Source organism: Bacillus sp. 5B6 (assembly GCF_000259405.1).
Classification (GTDB): Bacteria; Bacillota; Bacilli; order Bacillales; family Bacillaceae; genus Bacillus; species Bacillus velezensis.
Genome location: NZ_AJST01000001.1, coordinates 3,509,512 through 3,530,262, shown reverse-complemented (window position 1 = coordinate 3,530,262; position 20,751 = coordinate 3,509,512). Strand labels below are relative to the sequence as shown.

Sequence of the window (20,751 nt, the reverse complement as noted above, 5' to 3'; positions counted from 1 at the left end):
TCGTTGGACAATGATTTCTGAACGGCGTTTTCTGATTGACCTGGAGATATTGAACTAGTTCAAAAAGGATGTACAATCAAGGTGTAGCAGGTAAATGGTCAGGCGGGAGAGAGACAGAATTGAAGATTGCGAAAGTCATTAATAATAATGTTGTCAGTGTGCTCAAAGAAGGCAATCAGGAATTGGTCATCATGGGCCGGGGCATTCCATTTTAGTTTCCTTGTATTTATTTTGTCTTACATTCACATATGACTTGGTTAAGGCAGGCAAAACCTAAATTACAATGAGCGCGGATCATTTCTGTTTGTGCTGTTGGTAATTTAGGTCTTTTTAAGTTTCATTTTTATCATTATTCTGACCGATGTTCCCTTTTACAGAATCATGTATGATCGATAAAGAAATCGCTTTCAAAGAAGGGGGAATGCCAACATGTTTTATCGTATGAAACGAGTGCTGCTGCTTCTTGTCACTGGATTGTTTTTGAGTTTGTGTGCGATCACTTCTACTGCATCAGCTCAAACAGGCGGATCGTTTTTTGAACCTTTTAACAGCTATAACTCCGGATTATGGCAAAAAGCAAATGGTTATTCCAATGGAGATATGTTCAACTGCACGTGGCGTGCAAATAATGTATCAATGACGTCATCAGGTGAAATGCGTTTGGCGCTGACAAGCCCGTCTTATAACAAGTTTGACTGCGGGGAGAACCGCTCCGTTCAAACCTATGGCTATGGACTTTATGAAGTCAGAATGAAACCGGCTAAAAACACAGGGATCGTTTCATCGTTCTTCACTTATACAGGTCCAACGGATGGCACTCCTTGGGATGAGATTGATATCGAATTTTTAGGAAAAGACACTACAAAGGTTCAATTTAATTATTATACAAATGGAAAGGGAAATCATGAGAAGGTCGCGGATCTCGGATTTGATGCGGCCAATGCCTATCATACGTATGCGTTCGATTGGCAGCCAAACTCTATTAAATGGTATGTCGATGGGCAATTAAAACATACTGCGACAAGCCAAATCCCGACAACACCGGGAAAGATCATGATGAACTTATGGAATGGGATAGGTGTTGATGACTGGCTCGGTTCCTACAATGGTGTAAATCCGCTATACGCTCATTATGACTGGGTGCGCTATACAAAAAAATAATGTACAGAAAAGGATTTCCGCCAGCGGAAATCCTTTTTTAATTAAAACGAAATAATCCCAATCAAAAGCGCCGCAATCGTCATCACAATCGTTGTCCCCACGGCCCATTTAATAGTGAATTTTTGATGATCGCCAAAGCTGACGCCTGCCATTCCGACCAATAGATAGGTGGATGGCACAAGCGGGCTGAGCAGATGCACAGGCTGCCCCAGCAAGGAGGCTCTTCCGATTTCAGCGGCGTCTATTCCGTAAGCGGAAGCGGCTTCAGCGATGATGGGAAGCACACCGAAGTAAAAGGCGTCATTCGACATGAAAAAGGTGAAAGGCATGCTGATGATCGCAGTGATCAACGGCAGATGCGGGCCCATGGCATCAGGGATGAGGGAAACGAGAGAATGCGCCATTGCATCGACCATTTTTGTGCCTGAGAGAATGCCTGTAAATATGCCTGCCGCAAACACCATTGAGACAACGTTTAACGCATTACCCGCATGTGCCGAAATCCGTTTCTGCTGCTCTTTGACATTTGGATAGTTGACCATCAAGGCGATGGCGAACGCGATCATAAAAAGAACAGGGAGCGGCAGCAGGCTGGTGATCAGCGCGGCCATCAGAGCAACAGTCAGCAGCAGGTTAAACCATTGGAGAGCGGGACGCTTGAGCGGCGTCGCCTCCGGATCAGAAGACGGCGCGTGTTCAATCGAAATGATGCCGAGCCGCTTCCGTTCTTTTTTTCCGAGGAGATAAGCAACGGCGATCACCCAGAGAACGCCGGCGATCATAGCGGGAATCAGCGGCGTAAAAACTTCTGACGTGTCCAATTTCAAGGAAGCCAAAACCCTCGCCGTCGGCCCGCCCCACGGAATAATATTCATGACCCCCGAACCGAGCATCGCAATCCCCGCCAGCACCAAACGGTTCATGCCGAGCCGTTTGTAAAGGGGCAGCATTGCCGCAATTGTAATCATATACGTTGTTGTCCCATCTCCGTCCAGCGAAATGGTCATCGTCAGAACCGCTGTGCCGATGGCGATTTTTAACGGATCCCCTTTGACAAGCGATAGGATTTTGGCAATGAGGGGATCAAACAGACCTGAGTCAATCATAATTCCGAAATACAGGATGGCGAATAACAGCATGATCCCGGTTGGAGCGAGGTCTGTAACGCCTTGAATCATCATCTCGCCGAGATCTTTGCCAAATCCGCTGATCAGGGCAAACACAACAGGAACGACAATCAAAGCAATAAGAGCGGAAAGCCGGTTAGACATAATAAGATACATAAAGACAATCATCATCACAAAACCGAGTATGGCAAGCACGATATGACCTCCCCTGTTCAACAGTTATTTTGGTAAGCGCTTTCACGACTTCTTTCTGTGAAAATGGCTTATTTCAAAATGTGTATGACCGCATATGTAAATACAGACCTAAAATCCTAATGAGCGGATCAGCAGTTTATATGAAGAACGCCGGGGGTAAATGTGCTGTAGAATGTTTCGTTTTAAAAGGGGGAACTGACATGAGTGATGATCAAAACAAACGAGTAAATGAACACTCAAAGGACGAACAGCTGGAGCAGTACCGGTCTGATAACAGCGGCAAAAAAATGACGACCAATCAGGGGCTTCGCGTGTCTGAGGATGAGCATTCTTTAAAAGCGGGCGTCCGCGGCCCCACGCTGATGGAGGATTTTCATTTTCGTGAAAAAATGACGCACTTTGACCACGAGCGGATTCCGGAACGGGTCGTTCATGCGCGCGGGTACGGCGTTCATGGGCATTTTCAGGTGTACGAACCGATGACGGAATATACACGGGCGAAATTTTTGCAGGACCCGTCCGTCAAAACGCCTGTTTTCGTCCGTTTCTCAACAGTGGCGGGCTCCAAGGGATCAGCCGACACCGTCCGTGACGCCAGGGGATTTGCGACGAAGTTTTATACTGAAGAAGGGAACTATGACCTCGTCGGAAACAATATTCCGGTGTTCTTCATTCAGGACGCGATCAAATTCCCGGATCTCGTTCACGCCATAAAACCGGAACCGCACAATGAAATGCCGCAGGCTGCGACGGCTCATGATACGTTCTGGGATTTTGTCGCAAACAATCCTGAATCCGCGCACATGGTCATGTGGACGATGTCTGACCGCGGCATCCCGCGAAGCTATCGGATGATGGAGGGCTTCGGCGTGCATACGTTCCGTTTCGTCAACGAGAAAGGAAAAGCGCGCTTTGTAAAATTCCACTGGAAACCCGTGCTCGGCGTTCATTCCCTCGTATGGGATGAAGCGCAGAAAATTGCCGGCAAAGATCCCGATTTCAACCGCCGCGACCTGTGGGAAACGATTGAAAACGGCGGCAAAGTCGAGTATGAGCTCGGTGTTCAGATGATTGACGAAGAAGATGAATTTAAGTTTGATTTCGATATCCTTGATCCGACAAAACTGTGGCCGGAAGAATTGGTTCCCGTCAAGCTGATCGGAAAAATGACCCTCGATCGCAATCAGGACAATGTTTTTGCGGAAACAGAACAAGTCGCATTCCACCCGGGCAATGTCGTGCCGGGCATCGATTTTACCAATGACCCGCTTCTTCAAGGCCGGCTTTTCTCTTATACGGATACACAGCTCATCCGTCTTGGCGGGCCGAATTTTCACGAGATTCCGATCAACCGGCCGGTCTGCCCGTTCCATAACAACCAATACGACGGCTACCATCGGATGACGATTAATAAGGGCCCTGTCGCCTATCATAAAAATTCCCTGCAGAACAATGATCCGTCGCCGGCCTCAGAAGAAGAAGGCGGATACGTTCATTATCAGGAAAAAGTAGAAGGCAGAAAAATCCGCCAGCGCAGTGAGAGCTTCAATGACTATTTTTCTCAGGCCAAGATGTTCTGGAACAGCATGTCTCCCGCCGAGAAAGAACATATCATCTCCGCGTTCTGTTTTGAAGTCGGAAAAGTGAACAGCAAGGATGTGCAGCAGCAGGTGGTTGATGTCTTCAGTCATGTCGACGCCGGGCTTGCCGAGCGTGTTGCGAAAGGAATCGGCGTGAACCCGCCGCCGAAGGATCGTGAATCCGATGAAACGTTCACTTCCCCGGCCTTAAGCCAGGAAAACACGGTGAAGACGGCAGCGACAAGGCAGGTTGCGGTTTTAACCGATTACGGATTTTCTGATGAGAAAGTCAAACAAGTGCTTGACGCATGCAAACAGGCGGGAGTCAGAGCCGATATCATCAGCCCCGCGCTGGGAACCGTGAAGGGAGAAAACGGTACGGAGCTGGAAGCATCAGCCACTTTCCTGACAGCGGATTCCGTCCTGTACGACGCTGTTTTCATTCCGGGCGGAAAACAAAGCACAGACAGCCTCAAAGCCCAAAAATCGGCCAGAGACTTCGTCAGCGAAGCTTTCAGCCATTACAAAGCGATCGGCGCCTCCGGTGAAGGAAAAGAACTTCTCGCCCTCGCCGCCGGAACCGAAAACGGCCCCGGCCTTGTTCCGGACGGAAACTGCGAACAATTTCTGAAAGCCGTGGCTGAGCATCGGCATTGGGACAGAAACATATAAGAATGAAAAAGCGCCTTTTATGAGAGGGGCGCTTTTTTCTTGTGAAAGTGAAATATCTGAGGAGAAAACGAAAATTGCTTCCGTGCAAATCCGTACCTTCCGCTGTCCGGGACATTCAGACAACAGTTTTAGAGAGTCAGGGCATGCGCCATTTAAAGCAGGCGGGTTGATGAAATAATATGTTTCACCCTCTTTGGTTTACTTCCGCTCTGTGTTTGTGTATCTTAGGGGTAGATTTTCTGGAGGAGCGAATGATAGTGAAGCCGTTTACCGAAAAACAACTTGAAGAATATTACCGGCGTGACGAAAACATGATGATTTTGGTGTTTGCCCAATGGTGCGTCAATCATGACCTTGATCCGATGGCCATTTACAGCAAGGCTTATCCCGGACAGCCTTTAAACGAAGAGCTGCGAAAAACGGCTGAAGAACTTGTCGTGCCGAAGGAGGAATCAGAACCGATTCCTGATCAAACCGTTATCGGCGTTTTGGAGATGTTCGGCAACTCCGATTTGGCGGAAGCCGTTTATGAAGCCATTGCGCAAAGACCTTCACGGTAAAAGAGGCGTGGATTTTCCATGTCTCTTTTTTTCATGGAGAAAATGTGAAAGAAGGCCCAGAAACAATTTGCTGTTCCGCGCTGTCTATAGAGTGTAACCCGTTTTCAAAAAGGGAACGGTAATGAAAAGGAGGAGTTGTGATGAAAAAGGCATTCAAAATGATGGCGGCCGTGCTCTTAACCGTGCTGACAGCCGCGTCGTTCGGAGGTTTCGCGCCTTCAGCCGAGGCCGCGCAAACCGCAAAGCCCGTTGTCAAAAGCCATACGTATAAGCATGTAAAACAGCTGACATACCCCGAGGTCACAAAAACGGGAAACGCATCTTTTGAAAAGAAAATCAATCAGGACTTCAAACTCTATATTGAACAATCGTACCAAGAATATGTGAAAAACAAAAAAGACGGTGAGAAACAAGGCTACAAAGCGGAATACCAGGCAGATTTCAAGGTGAAGTATAATCAAGACGGCAAGCTCAGCATTCAGACGGAAGACTACAGTTACACAGGCGGCGCACACGGGCTGACATCTGTTCAGACCTTTAATTACGACTTGGCCGCAAAAAAACGGGTCACACTCAATGATGTGCTGAATACAAAAACGAAAGCTAACAAGACGAGAGACTATCTTTACGGCTACATCAAGAAACATGATGATCTGTTCGATCAGGACGTTAAAAAACAGGAGATCATCCTGAATAACGAAAGACCTTTCTTCTTTACGAAAAACGGCATTGCCGTTGTGTTCGGACAATATGATCTCGGACCGTACGCGGCAGGAATCCGGGACGTTTTCGTACCTGCATCCGTCTATCAATAAAAAAAAAGCGATATCACTCCAAAACGGAGCGGTATCGCTTTTTTCTTTTACCAGACAAACAATCCGACAATCGCCGCGCTCAATAAGGAAACGGCAATTCCGCTGACAAGCAGCTTCCAGACGTTTTTTCCGATGATGGCTGACTTTTCACCATCAAGCAGAGATTGATAAGATCCGTAGATCATACCGATGGTGCTGAAGTTTGCGAATGATGTCAGGAATGTCGTAGCCACGGCAATCGTGTGCGGCGGAAGTGAATTCAGCTGCCCTTTCAGGTCGGCCATTGCCACGAATTCATTCGTCGCGAGCTTGATGCCCATCAGCTGTGCGACATACATCGCGTCATGTACGCCTAATCCGAGAAGGAAGGCAAACGGACTGAAGATGTATGAGAAAATCTTTTGAATGGTCAAACCGTGCACGAACAGTCCGAGTACGCCGTTTAACGCGGCCGTTAACGCCACATAGCCGATTACCATCGCTAAAATGACAATGACCATGTTCATGCCGACAAGCATACTGTTAGAAATCGTGGAGAAGAAGTCTTTTTTCTCCGCTTTTGAAGGAACGTAAATAATATCATCCTCTTTAGAAACGTCCACGGGATTCAGCATATTGGCGATTAAAAGCGCGTTTAAGCAATTCAGCGGGATGGCTGTAAACACATAAGTGGACGGAACCATCGTCAAGTACGATCCGATGATCGAGCCGCTGATGCTGCTCATGCTCATCAGCCCGAATGTCAGAAGCCGATTGTTGCTGACGACGGCAAGCTGCTGGCGGATGACGGCTAAAGCTTCCGTATTTCCTAAAAACATCATCTGGATGGAGAAAAAGCTCTCCAGCTTCGGCAGACGGGATATTTTAGAAATCAGCCAGCCGATTTTATCAATGAGCCACGGCAGAATACCGAAATACGACAGCATATCAAAGAAGGTCACGACGAAGATAATCGGCAGCAATGCGCTGAAGAAAAAATCAACCGTCGGGTTCGCCATGACAGACGGAAAAGCGAACGCAATCCCTTGACTGGCGCAGGAAATCAGCCATGTAAAGAACGCGCCGATCTTCCCGATGACAAAGCCGCCGATTTTTGTCCCTAACATAAACCAAGTAATCAGAAACTCAAAGACGAGGAGCATGACAATCGGACGCCATTTAATCTTCTTCTTGTTGGGAGAGCATAAGAAAACAACAGCCATGACAACAATGAGACCGACAATGTTCAATAAAAAGTACATGTGAGCAACTCCTATAAGGGTATTATGGAAATAAAAAAAGCTCTTATTCGTCACAAATTCCTGAAAGCCAGAAAGTGTGATAAATAAGAGCCAAAAGAAAAGAATAGACAGCGTCATATGCTTTTCACTCGTTCAAATTTATGCAAACTTTCTTGTAGTCTAGTCTTTTACGGCACTAGGTAGAAACAATCAGACCATATTACTGATCATATACAAGAATAACGATATTACATGAGATAGCAGTATTTTATCGTTTCAATTTTTGAAAATCAACCTTTTTAGATATTTTCAAAATAATAAATTTATATTATAAATAAAGAAAATAAAGGATGTCTATAAGTAATTGGATAATAAAGGTATAAAAAACTCCCAAAACCGTTCCGGTTCATTGTAAAGACGGGATGCAGCTGATAAAATGGATCTGAGGGCACAGCCTTCAAAAGACGGCAGAAAAGGGGTCATTTTCGTGATCATCCAGTTCATTCGTTACAGATAATGAGAGGTATAGATAAACAGGTTAAACCTTCCAATTTGGCGAGGTTTATTTGTCTATGCCTTTTTCATTTCATCGGAATAACGAATGAATGAGGTGTTTTTTTGACGTCTATAAAAAGAAAACGCGCGGAATTACTGCAATCATGCCAGTCCGTGTTCAGGTGTCCGCTATGCCGGTCGGCCATGGCGGTCTCACAATACAAAAGCTTGATTTGCGGACACGGGCATACATTTGATATATCAAAACAAGGATATGTGAATTTCCTCAATAAATCGGTCAAAACCAGCTATGACAGGCAGCTGTTCGAAGCGAGACGCGAGCTTTTTGACAGCCGGGAATTTTTTGTTCCGGTTCAAAAGGAGATCGCCGCCATCATCACCCATATTCAATCTCCGCAAACATCGGCGGCGATATTGGATGCGGGATGCGGAGAAGGCTCTCATTTAGCCGCCGTATGCAAATTGCTTCAGCCCGCTTTTTCCGTGACGGGAATCGGCATTGATCTCTCGAAAGAAGGTGTGCTGCATGCCGCAAAGGCCTTCGGGAATCATTTGGTTTTTGCCGTCGCTGATGTGGCGGATGCGCCGTTTGCCGACAGCTGTTTTGATGTCGTAATGTCTGTTTTATCACCTTGGAATTACAAGGAATGCAGCAGGCTTTTAAGGAAGGGCGGCACAGTCATTAAAGCGGTGCCGCGGCGTGATTATTTGAAGGAAGTAAGGGAATTCTTCTTCGGAGACAGTCCTCGGCGGAATGACACCGCCGATTCTGCGGCCGGACGATTCCAAGCGGGCTTTCAAACCTTTGAGCGCAAACGGCTGTGTTACACGAAGACCTTAGCGCAGCCTGACCTCGAGCGGCTTGTGAAAATGACGCCCTTAACATGGAAATGTACTGATGACAGCATCCGGCGGTTTATCAGCCGGAAAGAGGCTGCTGTCACGATAGATATCGATATTTTAATCGGAACCAGTCCGCTGTAAAACGGAAAAGACACGCTGATCGCGTGTCTTTTTTTTATTTCCAGACTTCACCGGCAATGTTGACGACATGGCGCAGTTTCGCCCATTGCTGTTCTTCTGTGATCAGGTTTCCTTCCTCAGTGGAGGCGAATCCGCATTGCGGGCTGAGGCAAAGCTGATCCAGACTGACATATTGTGAAGCCTCTTCAATCCGGCGTTTAATCGCGTCCTTGTCTTCAAGTTCGCCATGTTTCGACGTAATCAAGCCAAGCACAAGCTGAAGATCAGAGCGTTTGACATAACGGAGCGGTTCAAAGCCGCCGGAGCGGGAATCATCATATTCCAAGAACAATCCGTCAAGGTCAAGCCCGTCAAAAATCGTTTCAGCCGCTGCATCATAGCCGCCTTCAGCCGTCCATGTGGATTGGAAGTTGCCGCGGCAGATATGCATCGTAACCTTCAGATCGTCAGGGCGGTCCTTGATGGCGTCATTAATGGAAGCGGCAAACAGCTTGCGCAGCTCATCCGGCGTTGTGCCGAAAGCTTCAATCTGACGAAGCCCCGCTTCTGATAAGAAAACGGCCCATGCGGTGTCATCGAGCTGAAGATAGCGGCACCCGGCGTCATAGAAAGCTTGAATCGCTTTTTTATACGCCTTTGACACATCGTGCTGAAATTGTTTGTAATCATTCTGGTAGGACGCTTTTTCCAATTTTCCGCGGAAAAACAGCATATTCGGACTTGGAATGGTCATTTTCGGAACAGCATCGCCGGCAATGCTGTGCAGGAATTTATAATCTTCGAGCATCGGATGCTGAGAAAAATCAATATCTCCCGTTACTTTAATGCCGCGCGCTTTCGTCTGTACGTTGTGAAACTGAATGCCGCTTTCAGGCGTAAACGCTTCGACGCCGTCTAAATTTTCGAGAAAGTCAAAATGCCACCAGGCCCGGCGGAATTCGCCGTCAGTCACGACATTGAGGCCGGTTTCTTTCTGCTTTTTCACACTGCGGATGATTTCTTTGTTTTCGATTTCGCGCAGCTGTTCTGCCGAAATCTCACCCGCCGCTCTTTGCAGGCGGGCTTGCTTCACAGCCGCCGGCCGCAGCAGGCTTCCGACTTGATCCGCGCGAAACGGCGGGTTTTTTCTTAGAAGCGTATGCAATGGTTGTTCTGTGTTTTGCTGTGACATGAACGATTCCTTCTTTCCTGATGAAATATAAAAAAACTCTTCCCTCGGATAGGGAAGAGCTTGCGTCCGCAAATCTCAACCTTATCTTCAGGATTTAGCACCATTCTGCTGTACAGCGGTTGCCGGGTATCATAGGGCCAGTCCCTCCACCTCTCTTGATAAGGAAATATGCTATTTTTCAGAATAAACTGTAATACTATTAATCTTAGTATGTTTTCTCATATTGTCAATATATTTCGATAAATATTTTTATTTGTCACCCTCAAATAGAATCATATCTATCACGATGGCGATCGCGAGACAAAGAACGATATCCTCTTCCTTTTCAATCTGCAAATGATAGGAATCGCCCCAGCTCATCCATGATTTGGTGACGGTCATCCGGTTTGATTCTCCGTCTGTCACTTGAAAATTCCGGCCCCACACATCGCCGGTAAGATCCCAGCCGAGTCCGGAAATTTCAAATTTCGGTTTGAAAAACGTGACTTTCTTGATGACTTGGCAGACGGGTTTGCCGCTGACGGAAATCTCGTAACGGGGAACGAGCGACATCAGTTTCTGATTGACGCTGGCGAGCGTGCGGCCGTCCAAATCAGTCAGCTTCAGTTCATCACCAAATGAAAACAGCTTTCCTTCAACATTGTAGACTTCTTTTCCGCTTTCAAGAAACACTTGAAAACGATTCTTAAACGTCAACATTCGCTCTTTGATGTAAAAATGGTACATAAAAAAACTCCTTTTTTATGTTGTACGAAAAAAGGAGGCGGATGGTTTCATATAGGCCGGGTGCATAAAAAAAGGCTGCCGATTTTGCGGCAGCTGTCGTTTTTATGATAGCGGCATCCGGCGTTTTTGACGGATCGCATTTAAATCAATGATGTTATTCGTGTCGGCAGCTGTCACCAGCGGGCTTGTCTTTGGCGTTTTCCGGCGGTTGTCCTTACTGAAAGAGAAAACAAGATACCCTGTCAAAGCAGCAAAAATAAGTAGCATCATTTTACATACCTCCCAAAAAAAGTTTTGGTATTATTATTGTACGAAAAAACAAACGAAAAGTATTCAAACAATTGTCACTTTTTTAAAAAATAACGTCATTTTCCGTAAAAATAACTATGGGTTGAAGAAATTTTGCTCTTGTTGTGGTTCTATAGATTGTATCGGCTGATGAATGATGATCGTTTATATAACTTTTTCACTATTTTTTGTAAGTGTCTAAATAACTACTTCAGTGTTTTCGTTTGCCTTGTGTTATTCAGTACCCTAAAAAACCTTATAATATGCAAAATAACTGCTTCTAACAGATGACTGCGAGTTGACAGCGCTTTCTTTATTTTTTTAAAGAAAACGAGATGTTATCTTAAAAAAATCGTTTGAACATTTTCCGCAGTTTTTTAAAAGGGTTTGATTTTGTCTCCAGAACACGCGGGTCTTTTAAGGTTTTTTTCAATTCTTTCGCTACAGTGCCTCTTGCCATAGTCTTCACTCCTTCTTTCCAATTCATACCTTATATACGGAAAGAAAGAAGGAAAGGTTTCATGTGAAAGAAAAAAACCAAAGCAGGGGGCTTTGGTTTTAAGCGCGCTCTTCAAAGAGCCTGGCGATTTCAACAATGACGTTTACCGCCTTTTCCATATGATCGACGGAAATGTATTCATATTTTCCGTGGAAGTTTTGGCCGCCCGTAAAAATGTTCGGTGTCGGCAGTCCCATGTAAGAGAGCTGTGATCCGTCGGTTCCGCCCCGGATCGGTTCGATAATCGGTTCGATGTCGAGGTTTTTCATGGCTTGATAGGCGACATCGACTATCTCTTTGACCGGTTCGATTTTTTCTCTCATGTTGTAATATTGATCACGCAGTTCAAGCTTGATGCTTTCGTTGCCGTATTTGGCCGCCAGCGCATCGGCGGTTTTCTGCATATATTCTTTTCGTTCTGCAAAGCGGTCTCTGTCAAAGTCTCTGATGATGTACGACAGGGCGGCTTCAGAAACGTCTCCGTTCATGGAAAGTAAATGATAGAAGCCTTCATACCCTTCCGTATATTCCGGCGCTTCTTCTTTCGGCAGCGCGTGATGAAATTCCATCGCGATTTTTGAAGCGTTGACCATTTTGTTTTTCGCCGTTCCCGGGTGCACGCTTTTTCCGTAACAAGTAAGCTTTGCGGCTGCTGCGTTAAAGCTTTCATATTGCAGTTCGCCGAGGGGGCCTCCGTCTATCGTGTAGGCGAATGCGGCGTTGAAGCGGCCGACATCGAATTTGTGAGGGCCTCTGCCGATTTCTTCATCGGGCGTGAACGCGACCCGGATCGTTCCGTGTTTGATGTCCGGATGTTTGATCAAGTACGCCATTGCCGTCATGATTTCGGCAATGCCCGCTTTGTTGTCGGCTCCGAGCAGCGTCGTGCCGTCTGTTGTGATCAGCGTCTGGCCTTTATAGCGGGAGAGCTCCGGGAATTGCTCAGGCGACAGGACGACATTGAGTTTGTCATTCAGAACGATATCATGTCCGTCGTAGCTCTCAATAATCTGAGGATTCACATTTTTTCCGGTAAAATCGGTCGCGGTGTCCACGTGAGCCAGAAAACCGACAGTCGGCACGTCTTTATCCGTATTCGCCGGCAGAGTCGCCATGACGTACCCATTGTCATCGACTGTGATGTCTGTCATGCCGATCGACTTTAATTCATCTGCCAGCATGTTGGCCAATGTCAGCTGGCCGGGGGTTGAAGGGCAGTTTTCATTGTTTTCGTCAGACTGTGTATCGACTTTTACGTAAGAGGTAAAGCGTTCAATGATTTCTTTTTTCATACCGTCATCTCCTTTGTCTTATCTTACCATGCGCGGGGGAGGGATTTCTATTTCGCAACCGTTTTGAATCGAGGGCTCTGTTTTTTACGCGAATGAAAACAAATTATGAAGAAACGATGACTAAACGATTAAACTTTTTGGAAATGGATGATTGAGGAAGAAAAAACCGATATAATATGATCAATTCATTCAATAGGGGAGGCTTTCTTCATGGCGATTTTAGTGACAGGCGGAGCGGGTTATATCGGAAGCCACACATGTGTCGAGCTGTTAAACGGCGGCTATGACATCGTGGTTCTGGATAATCTGTCAAATAGTTCACCGGAAGCATTGGAGCGTGTGAAAGATATTACCGGAAAAGGGCTGGTGTTTTATGAAGCGGATCTCCTTGACCGTGACGCCGTTCACCGGGTGTTTGCTGAAAATGAGATTGAAGCCGTCATTCATTTTGCGGGATTAAAAGCTGTCGGTGAGTCTGTGGCTGTTCCGCTCCGTTATTATCATAATAATCTGACGGGAACGTTTATTTTATGTGAAGCCATGCAGGCACACGGTGTGAAAAAGATCGTCTTCAGTTCTTCAGCGACGGTTTACGGCGTTCCGGAAACAACGCCGATCACTGAGAATTTTCCATTAAGCGCGACCAATCCTTACGGGCAGACAAAGCTGATGCTGGAACAGATTTTACGCGATCTGCATAAAGCGGACTCTGAATGGAGCATTGCGCTGCTCCGCTACTTTAATCCGTTCGGCGCGCACCCGAGCGGGCGGATCGGAGAAGACCCGAACGGCATCCCGAATAATTTAATGCCGTATGTCGCACAAGTCGCTGTCGGTAAGCTTGAGCAATTGCAGGTGTTCGGCAATGATTATCCGACAAAGGACGGTACCGGTGTGCGGGATTACATCCATGTCGTTGACCTTGCCGAGGGCCACGTCAAAGCGCTTGAGAAGGTGCTGAACACAACAGGCGCCGACGCCTATAATCTCGGCACGGGAAGAGGCTACAGCGTTCTTGAGATGGTCAAGGCGTTTGAAAAAGTATCAGGAAAAGAAGTGCCGTACCGTTTTGCCGCCCGGCGCCCGGGAGACATCGCCGCATGCTTCGCAGACCCGGCAAAAGCGAAGGCTGAATTAGGCTGGGAAGCAAAGCGCGGGCTTGAAGAAATGTGCGCCGACTCTTGGAAGTGGCAGTCCTCCAATGTGAACGGGTACCAAAAGGTGTAAAAAGAAAGAGACCTTCAAATGATGAAGGTCTCTTTTATTACGGTCATTATTTAATTTTCACTTCAACATCGTTGCTGAACTTTAATTTCCAAGTGCCTTTAGAGTATGCGTTTTTATCAACTTCAAAAGCTTTTACGTCAGTAACTTTAATGTTCGGGTTCAAGTCACTTAAAATTTTACTGTTGTCTACTTTTGTTTCTGTTGCATAGCTTGAAGAAGCATCAATATCTGAATCATAGGATGTTCCTTTAGAATCTACTAATTTCGCTCTTGGAATGGAGAAAGAGCTTAACGGCTTGCTTGAAACATTTTTAACTGTGTATTGAACAGCTACGATAACGCCGCCGTCAGACGCTTTTTTCTCGACAAATTGAGAGCCTACTGAATCTCTTTTTTCCACTTTGGTAACAGTAACTTCAGTTTTCTCAGTCTTAACAGTGTCACCGATGTTATACAGTTTTTCCTTGGATTCCGCAGCTTTTGAAGACGCGGTTTTAGATGATGAAGATCCGCCTCCGCCGCCGATGTTTACGAGAATGATAATAACCACTACTGCCAGAAGCAATGTGATAATTTTATGTCTCATAAAAAAGTTTCTCTGATCTTTACCGCAGTTTGGGCATTTTTTAACGCCTTTAGCGATTTCTTTGCCGCATGCCTTACAAGACACCAGGTTTCCTGCCATAATATTTCCTCCTATGTAAACTATTTCTTAAAAACTACATACTATAATGCCTGCAAAATAACCTATAGTCAATAATATTTTGAGAAAAAAAGTATTTTAATGATTTTTTAGTCATGTATTTTAAGGAGCTTTTTTAGTATCGGCAGATCGTTCGAATTTTTTATATGTTTAATGAAAAAAAGAGTGGTTGAACATGTTCGTGATTTCCCGTATAATCTTGAAAGATATACAAAAACTGAACATAAAAAACAGTGGTTTTCTAGGGTTCCGCAATGCTGAATTGGTCTGGACCGAGAGAAAACACACAGCAGGTTCCTGCTGTGACACGTTGGGATAAAAGCCCGGGAGTTTCTGCTCTTTTAATGAAGAGTGCTCTCCCGGGCTTTTTTGATTTTATATAAAGGGAGTGTCTGGGATGAAAAAGAGATTGCTGGATGTGCTGATGCTGATTATTGGGGCTTTTATCTTTGCTTTGGCCGTTAATTTATTCGCCATTCCGAATGATCTTGGAGAGGGCGGGGTAACGGGAATCACCCTGATTTTATACTATGTGTTTGAATGGTCGCCCGGGGTGACGAATATCATTTTGAACGGGATCTTATTGATTATCGGATATAAATTTTTAGACGGAAAAACAACGCTTTATACGATCATTACCGTTGTTGCCAACTCACTGTTTCTGCATCTGACGCATGATTGGCACTCGCCTTCACATGAACTCATTATTAATACTATTTTTGCGGGTGTGTTTGCCGGTGTCGGAATCGGGATCATTATTCGAGTCGGAGGAACGACTGCGGGTTCTGCCATTTTGGCGAGAATTGCGAACAAATATCTCGATTGGAATATCAGCTATGCGCTTTTGTTCTTTGATCTGATTGTCGTCTTCAGTTCTTATTTCATCATCGGTGCGGAAAAAATGATGTTTACCATTGTTATGCTGTACATCGGAACGAAGGTGATGGACTTTATCATTGAAGGCCTGAATACGAAAAAAGCGGTGACAATTATATCTGAGCATAAGCACGAAATCGCTGAACAGGTCAACACGCTGATGGACAGAGGGGTTACGCTGCTGTCGGGTAAAGGAAATTACACGGGGCAGTCGAAGGAAATTTTATATATCGTCATCCAGAAACAAGAGCTTTCCATGCTCAAAAAAATTATTAAAAGCTGTGATACAAAAGCGTTTGTCATTGTTCATGATGTGCGTGATGTCTTTGGTGAAGGCTTCGTCGATATCTCTAAATAAAAAGGATCCCTCTGCCGGCGCGGAGGGTTTTTTTCTTATGCCGGCAGAAGCAGTTGTGATCCGTTTCCCGGGAAATAGCCTGAAAGCTGTTTCTTAAAACGAAGTGGATACAATCGGCCGGACGTTTTATACTGAAAATATGATAGAGCGATAGAAAGGAGCGCATATGAACCCGTTATTGGCAATTTACCCGAGGGCTGTGTTGTCTGATACGTGCTGTACGGCGGAGGATGTCTTTTGCTTTTATGATGAGAAAAGGCGGGTCTATGTCGCCATTCCGAAGGAGGATATTGCCCCGAAGGAGAAACTGCTTCTGGAATCATTTTTGACGCCCGCTGAAGAAAAAGGCGTTTTTTTTCCGGAGACGGCGGCAGCAAAGAGGTGGCGGCGGTTTCTGCTGGAAGAAGGTCCGGTGCCTGATGTCAAGGAGCCGCGTGTCCGTTTTATCCATTATGACTTATTGGGAGAACGGGACTGGGGGGCATTTACGGAAGCGCTGCGCCATTTCTGGCCGGTTTCATATACAGTTGTCCGGACGGGAAGAGATCAAGGCGTGATTGTGGAGGAAGAAAAGCTGGAAGCGCCGGATTCAGATGACATCGCATCTTTTGTGAAGATTCTCGAAGGCGATTTTTATTTCAGTGTCCGTTTTTTCGTCGGAAGGTATTACTGCAAGGGAGAACGTCTGCGCCTTCATTATCGGAGAGAACAGCAATATTGTCAGATTGGCCGGCGTCATCTCCCGCAGCTGAGCACGCTGACCGCGGAAACGGTATTTCCGGCCATGCTCATGGAAGAAAGCAGAGAAAAGCTCTCAGCCTTGCTTCACGAAGAAGCGGCGCTGCTGTTTCAGAAAGAACCGGAGCTGAAGCATACGATTCAGACTTTTATTGAACATAACTCGAACATGTCGCTCACATCGAAAAAACTGCATTTGCACCGCAACAGTCTTCAATATCGGATTGATAAATTCGCGGAACGCTCAGGTATTGATATTAAGACATATCGGGGCGCCCTGCTGGCTTATTTCATTTGTCTGCAGTATGAAAAATCACATTAAATGGGAAATGTGCACGAAGGCAGCGGACTTTTTTTATGAACATTGCCTATATCCGCCGCCGTCTGACGCTGTTACAATCCTATTTAAGAAAGCGGTTACAAAAAAGGAGAGATGACATGGCGGAACTTCGGCTGGAGCATATTTATAAGTATTACGATCAAAAAGAAGCGGCTGTCGATGATTTTAACCTTCATATTAAAGATAAAGAGTTTATCGTGTTTGTCGGTCCGTCGGGTTGCGGCAAGTCGACAACATTGCGGATGGTTGCCGGGCTGGAAGACATTACGAAGGGCGATTTCTATATCGGTGACACGAGAGTGAATGACATCGCTCCTAAAGACAGGGATATCGCCATGGTGTTTCAAAACTATGCGTTATATCCGCACATGACGGTCTATGATAATATCGCTTTCGGTCTGAAGCTGAGGAAGATGCCGAAACCTGAGATAAAAAAACGGGTCGAAGAAGCGGCAAAAATGCTGGGACTCACAGAGTATCTGCACCGCAAACCGAAAGCGCTCTCCGGCGGGCAGCGGCAGCGGGTTGCATTAGGACGGGCGATTGTCAGGGACGCCAAAGTGTTCTTAATGGATGAGCCGCTGTCAAATCTGGACGCAAAGCTTCGGGTGCAGATGCGGGCAGAAATTATTAAGCTGCATCAAAGGCTGCAAACTACCACAATCTATGTGACGCACGACCAAACAGAAGCATTGACGATGGCGACACGCATCGTAGTCATGAAGGACGGAAAAATTCAGCAGATCGGCACCCCGAAAGACGTGTATGAACATCCGGAAAACGTATTTGTCGGCGGGTTTATCGGCTCCCCGGCGATGAACTTTTTCAAAGGAAAGCTGACGGACGGCGCCATTCAGATCGGTTCGGCCGCTCTCAGCGTGCCGGAAGGGAAAATGAAAATGCTACGGGAAAAAGGGTATGCCGGCAAGGATGTTATCTTCGGCATCCGCCCGGAAGACATACATGACGAGCTGATTGTGGTGGAATCCTATAAGAATTCATCCATCACAGCTAAAATCAATGTCGCGGAATTGCTCGGGTCAGAAATTATGGTTTATTCCCGGATCGGGGATCAGGATTTTATCGCACGGATTGACGCCCGCCATGACATTCGTGCCGGTGAGGAATTGACCGTCGCTTTCGACATGAATAAGGCTCACTTTTTTGACAGTGAAACAGAAATCAGAATCCGCTCATAACGCAAAGCCGGACAGCTGGATGTCCGGCTTTTTTGATGTAACAATTTATGACGCATAACCGATATAAAAAGTAAATAGAAGACAGAAAGCAGGAAAACGATGAAACGCATGATCATGTGCATGTGCCTTTTGGCTGCCGTGTTTACGCTTGCCGCTTGCTCGGGCCATGAGGCAAGCGCCGAACAAAGCATTCCGAAGGCAGAAGCGCACCACGATAAAAAATCTGTAAAGCGCGAAATCAAAAAGCAGCCGGATACGTCCGCCTGGGTTCAAACGAAAGGAACGGCAAGACTGCCGATTCTGATGTACCACAGCATTTCTGAGGGAAACAGCCTGCGCGTGCCGAAGGAAGAATTCCGGCAGCATATGAAGTGGCTTCATGATCACGGCTATTATACGATGACTCCTGAAGAGGCCTATCTGATGCTGACGGAGGATAAGGAGCCGCGTGAAAAATGTGTTCTGATCACATTTGATGACGGCTATACCGACAATGTGAAAGCGGGCTATCCCATTTTAAAGAAATACAAGATGAAAGCGACAATCTTTATGATCGGAAACTTTATCGGGCATAAGAATCATCTGACTGAGAAGCAGATGAAGGAGATGGCCGCCCACGGCATTTCCATTCAGAGCCATACGATGAACCATCTCGAATTGAACGGGCTCACACCGCAGCAGCAGCGACGTGAAATGAGGGACTCTAAGCGTTTATTTGATCAAATGTTCGGGCAGCGGACGTCTATGATCAGCTACCCTGTCGGACGATATAATAAGGAAACATTAAAAGCCGCCGCCGCGTCAGGCTACCGTATGGCGGTCACGACGGAGCCGGGAGCGGCGTCAAGAGATCAGGGGCTTTACGGGCTTCACCGCGTCCGTGTGTCGCCGGGCATGTCCGGCGCGGCATTCGGCTCTTATATTCAAAATGTGATGAAATAACAGAGCCTCCGCATATGCGGAGGCTTTTTTCAGTTTAATAGAATTGATGAAGCAGCAGAAGGGTGACACTCACGGTAATCGCTCCGCCGATTCTGGTCGACACTTGGGCGAACGGCATAAGCTCAAGCCGTTCAGCGGCGCTCAAGATCGCGACGTCGCCGGTGCCGCCCTGGCCGGAATGGCAGGCATTAATAATCGCCGTCTCAATCGGGTACAGATTCATCCATTTTCCGGTCAGAAAACCGACGGCCATCATCGTGACGACGATTGATAAAATGGTAATGATGTTGCTGATCGTAAACGCCGCAATCAGCTTGTCCCACGGTGTCATTGAAACGCCGATCGCAAATAAGAGCGGATAGGTCACGGCTGTCGAGAAAAAGCGCGAGACGCCGAAGGCTCCGTTTTCAATCGAAGCCGGCGCCAGCCTGAACAGCTTAATGAGAACGGCAAGGACGAGCATCACGACAGGAGCCGGAAGCTGAAAGAAATCATGCGCCAGCATGCCGACCAAATAGAGGGAAACCGCTAAAATACCGCCCGAAGCGAAAAAGGACAAATCAAACGTTTTATCATTGGCCGGCTGTTCCAATGCGGGAGCGGAATGATCAGACTTATCAACCTTCCCGTTGCCCGTCCATTCCGGTTTGCGTTTCCCGATGACATTCAGCAAGCCCGATAACATAATGGCGCACAGGCTGCCGAGCATGATGGACGGCAGCACAAGCGCAAAGGCGTCTCCCTGGGACATCGGCATAATATCGGAGTAGCCGATGGATAAAGGAATCGCGCCTTCACCGACACCCCCCGCCATAATCGGAACGACAATATAAAGCAGCGTGTGCTGAAAGCCGAGCCCGAGCAGCGTCCCGACGCATAAGCCGACGATGGCGGCCGCGATCGAGCCGGCGATCAGCGGAATAAAAATCTTGACGAAAGCTTTGACGAGCGTCTCTCTTTTCATCCCGAGAATACTGCCGACGACGATACCGGCAATAAATAGATAGAGAAAGTTGGAGCTTTCCGTGAATTTTGTTGTTGAAGTAATAATGTCTTTCGGAAGCAGGTGGTAGTAGACGACAGCGGATGGAATAAAGGTTGCGAGAATCGCAGGGCCGCCGATGGACCGCACGATCGGAATGGATTTTCCGATCTGGCCGAAGGTAAATCCGAAAAAACTCATGACGGCAATTGATGTCAGAATGTCGCTTTTTACATCACGGCTCATGACAAACACCGTAATAAGCAAGAAAAGCAGGATATAGATAGGAAGAGGAATAATGCCGATTCTTATATTCATTGCTCTGGCAAACCAGTTATCAGTCCGTTCCTGTTTTTGGATTGAATCCGTTTGCAATTTTGGTTGAAGTTCTCCCATGCTTGTTCCCCCAGTCGTTATGTAGTGAAAAAATATCCCCATTTAAAGTATACTAAAAAATTTAAATTGTTCATATATTATGAATTTACTAGAGGACATGCTTTCTTCACATTTTCTTTCTCAAAATGGCGATTTGGCGGGCTTTTTCACCGAGAAAAGCATTTTGTTCGCCACACGAATAAAA

18 protein-coding genes, 1 pseudogene and 3 riboswitches are annotated in these 20,751 nt (G+C 46.4%); of the genes and pseudogenes, 11 read left to right on the top strand and 8 right to left on the bottom strand.

The window, feature by feature from the left end; translation table 11 throughout:
• Positions 1–119: 119 nt before the first annotated feature.
• Positions 120–212: pseudogene (locus MY7_RS19410) on the top strand (CAT RNA binding domain-containing protein); the annotation flags it as partial.
• A 217-nt stretch (positions 213–429) separates the two neighbouring features.
• Positions 430–1,161 (top strand): beta-glucanase, encoded by a 732-nt coding sequence (gene bglS / locus MY7_RS16950; protein ID WP_007614740.1) that lies wholly within the window; start codon positions 430–432, stop codon positions 1,159–1,161.
• 41 nt (positions 1,162–1,202) lie between these two features.
• On the opposite strand, the gene citH is transcribed toward bglS, so the two are convergent.
• Positions 1,203–2,483, bottom strand: coding sequence for a citrate transporter CitH (gene citH / locus MY7_RS16945; protein ID WP_007614739.1), 1,281 nt, complete (start codon positions 2,481–2,483; stop codon positions 1,203–1,205).
• Between the two features lie 200 nt (positions 2,484–2,683).
• Here citH and MY7_RS16940 point away from each other — a divergent pair, with 200 nt between their 5' ends.
• The 3 genes from MY7_RS16940 (at position 2,684) to MY7_RS16930 (ending at position 6,110) form a co-directional block, all read left to right on the top strand.
• Positions 2,684–4,735: a catalase gene (locus MY7_RS16940; RefSeq protein WP_029325761.1), complete on the top strand. Its 2,052-nt coding sequence runs from the start codon at positions 2,684–2,686 to the stop codon at positions 4,733–4,735.
• A gap of 251 nt (positions 4,736–4,986) precedes the next feature.
• Complete coding sequence (locus MY7_RS16935) at positions 4,987–5,295, top strand: hypothetical protein (protein WP_015418528.1); 309 nt, start codon at positions 4,987–4,989, stop codon at positions 5,293–5,295.
• Positions 5,296–5,435: 140 nt separating this feature from the next.
• The gene (locus MY7_RS16930) at positions 5,436–6,110 is read left to right on the top strand and encodes a DUF3298 and DUF4163 domain-containing protein (RefSeq protein WP_007614732.1); all 675 of its coding nucleotides are present in this window, start codon (positions 5,436–5,438) and stop codon (positions 6,108–6,110) included.
• Between the two features lie 47 nt (positions 6,111–6,157).
• Here the strand turns inward: MY7_RS16930 and MY7_RS16925 are convergent, their stop codons facing one another.
• The gene (locus tag MY7_RS16925) at positions 6,158–7,351 is read right to left on the bottom strand and encodes a NupC/NupG family nucleoside CNT transporter (protein ID WP_029325760.1); all 1,194 of its coding nucleotides are present in this window, start codon (positions 7,349–7,351) and stop codon (positions 6,158–6,160) included.
• Between the two features lie 135 nt (positions 7,352–7,486).
• A riboswitch (purine riboswitch) is annotated at positions 7,487–7,587 on the bottom strand.
• Positions 7,588–7,948: 361 nt separating this feature from the next.
• Here MY7_RS16925 and MY7_RS16920 point away from each other — a divergent pair.
• On the top strand, positions 7,949–8,830 hold the full coding sequence (locus MY7_RS16920) for a methyltransferase domain-containing protein (RefSeq protein WP_029325759.1): 882 nt from the start codon (positions 7,949–7,951) through the stop codon (positions 8,828–8,830).
• A gap of 34 nt (positions 8,831–8,864) precedes the next feature.
• On the opposite strand, the gene MY7_RS16915 is transcribed toward MY7_RS16920, so the two are convergent.
• From MY7_RS16915 to pepT, 4 genes are all read right to left on the bottom strand, one after another.
• The gene (locus tag MY7_RS16915) at positions 8,865–10,001 is read right to left on the bottom strand and encodes a 5-methyltetrahydropteroyltriglutamate--homocysteine S-methyltransferase (RefSeq protein WP_015418525.1); all 1,137 of its coding nucleotides are present in this window, start codon (positions 9,999–10,001) and stop codon (positions 8,865–8,867) included.
• Between the two features lie 78 nt (positions 10,002–10,079).
• A riboswitch (SAM riboswitch) is annotated at positions 10,080–10,166 on the bottom strand.
• A gap of 84 nt (positions 10,167–10,250) precedes the next feature.
• On the bottom strand, positions 10,251–10,727 hold the full coding sequence (locus tag MY7_RS16910; protein WP_007614724.1) for an LURP-one-related/scramblase family protein: 477 nt from the start codon (positions 10,725–10,727) through the stop codon (positions 10,251–10,253).
• Between the two features lie 102 nt (positions 10,728–10,829).
• Positions 10,830–10,997 carry a hypothetical protein gene (locus MY7_RS19800; protein ID WP_003150808.1) on the bottom strand — a complete coding sequence of 56 codons (168 nt, stop codon included), beginning with the start codon at positions 10,995–10,997 and terminating at the stop codon, positions 10,830–10,832.
• Positions 10,998–11,573: 576 nt separating this feature from the next.
• Positions 11,574–12,806 (bottom strand): peptidase T, encoded by a 1,233-nt coding sequence (pepT, locus tag MY7_RS16905; protein WP_007614719.1) that lies wholly within the window; start codon positions 12,804–12,806, stop codon positions 11,574–11,576.
• A 210-nt stretch (positions 12,807–13,016) separates the two neighbouring features.
• Here pepT and galE point away from each other — a divergent pair, with 210 nt between their 5' ends.
• Entirely contained in the window at positions 13,017–14,033 is a 1,017-nt protein-coding gene (gene galE, locus MY7_RS16900) for a UDP-glucose 4-epimerase GalE (protein ID WP_007614717.1), read from the top strand.
• Positions 14,034–14,079: 46 nt separating this feature from the next.
• Here the strand turns inward: galE and MY7_RS16895 are convergent, their stop codons facing one another.
• Positions 14,080–14,619, bottom strand: a complete 540-nt coding sequence (locus MY7_RS16895) for a DUF4352 domain-containing protein (RefSeq protein ID WP_139325673.1) — start codon at positions 14,617–14,619, stop codon at positions 14,080–14,082.
• A gap of 347 nt (positions 14,620–14,966) precedes the next feature.
• Positions 14,967–15,068, top strand: a riboswitch (guanidine-I (ykkC/yxkD leader).
• A gap of 65 nt (positions 15,069–15,133) precedes the next feature.
• Between MY7_RS16895 and MY7_RS16890 the strand changes: the two genes are divergently transcribed.
• From MY7_RS16890 to MY7_RS16875, 4 genes are all read left to right on the top strand, one after another.
• Positions 15,134–15,970, top strand: coding sequence for a YitT family protein (locus tag MY7_RS16890; RefSeq protein WP_003150818.1), 837 nt, complete (start codon positions 15,134–15,136; stop codon positions 15,968–15,970).
• A gap of 166 nt (positions 15,971–16,136) precedes the next feature.
• On the top strand, positions 16,137–17,030 hold the full coding sequence (locus MY7_RS16885; protein ID WP_007614708.1) for a PucR family transcriptional regulator: 894 nt from the start codon (positions 16,137–16,139) through the stop codon (positions 17,028–17,030).
• A gap of 116 nt (positions 17,031–17,146) precedes the next feature.
• A complete protein-coding gene (locus tag MY7_RS16880) occupies positions 17,147–18,247 on the top strand; it encodes an ABC transporter ATP-binding protein (RefSeq protein ID WP_029325758.1) in 1,101 nt (366 codons plus the stop codon).
• Between the two features lie 99 nt (positions 18,248–18,346).
• Positions 18,347–19,189: a polysaccharide deacetylase family protein gene (locus tag MY7_RS16875; RefSeq protein ID WP_007614704.1), complete on the top strand. Its 843-nt coding sequence runs from the start codon at positions 18,347–18,349 to the stop codon at positions 19,187–19,189.
• A gap of 34 nt (positions 19,190–19,223) precedes the next feature.
• Here the strand turns inward: MY7_RS16875 and MY7_RS16870 are convergent, their stop codons facing one another.
• Entirely contained in the window at positions 19,224–20,567 is a 1,344-nt protein-coding gene (locus MY7_RS16870) for a 2-hydroxycarboxylate transporter family protein (RefSeq protein WP_029325757.1), read from the bottom strand.
• Between the last annotated feature and the right edge of the window lie 184 nt (positions 20,568–20,751).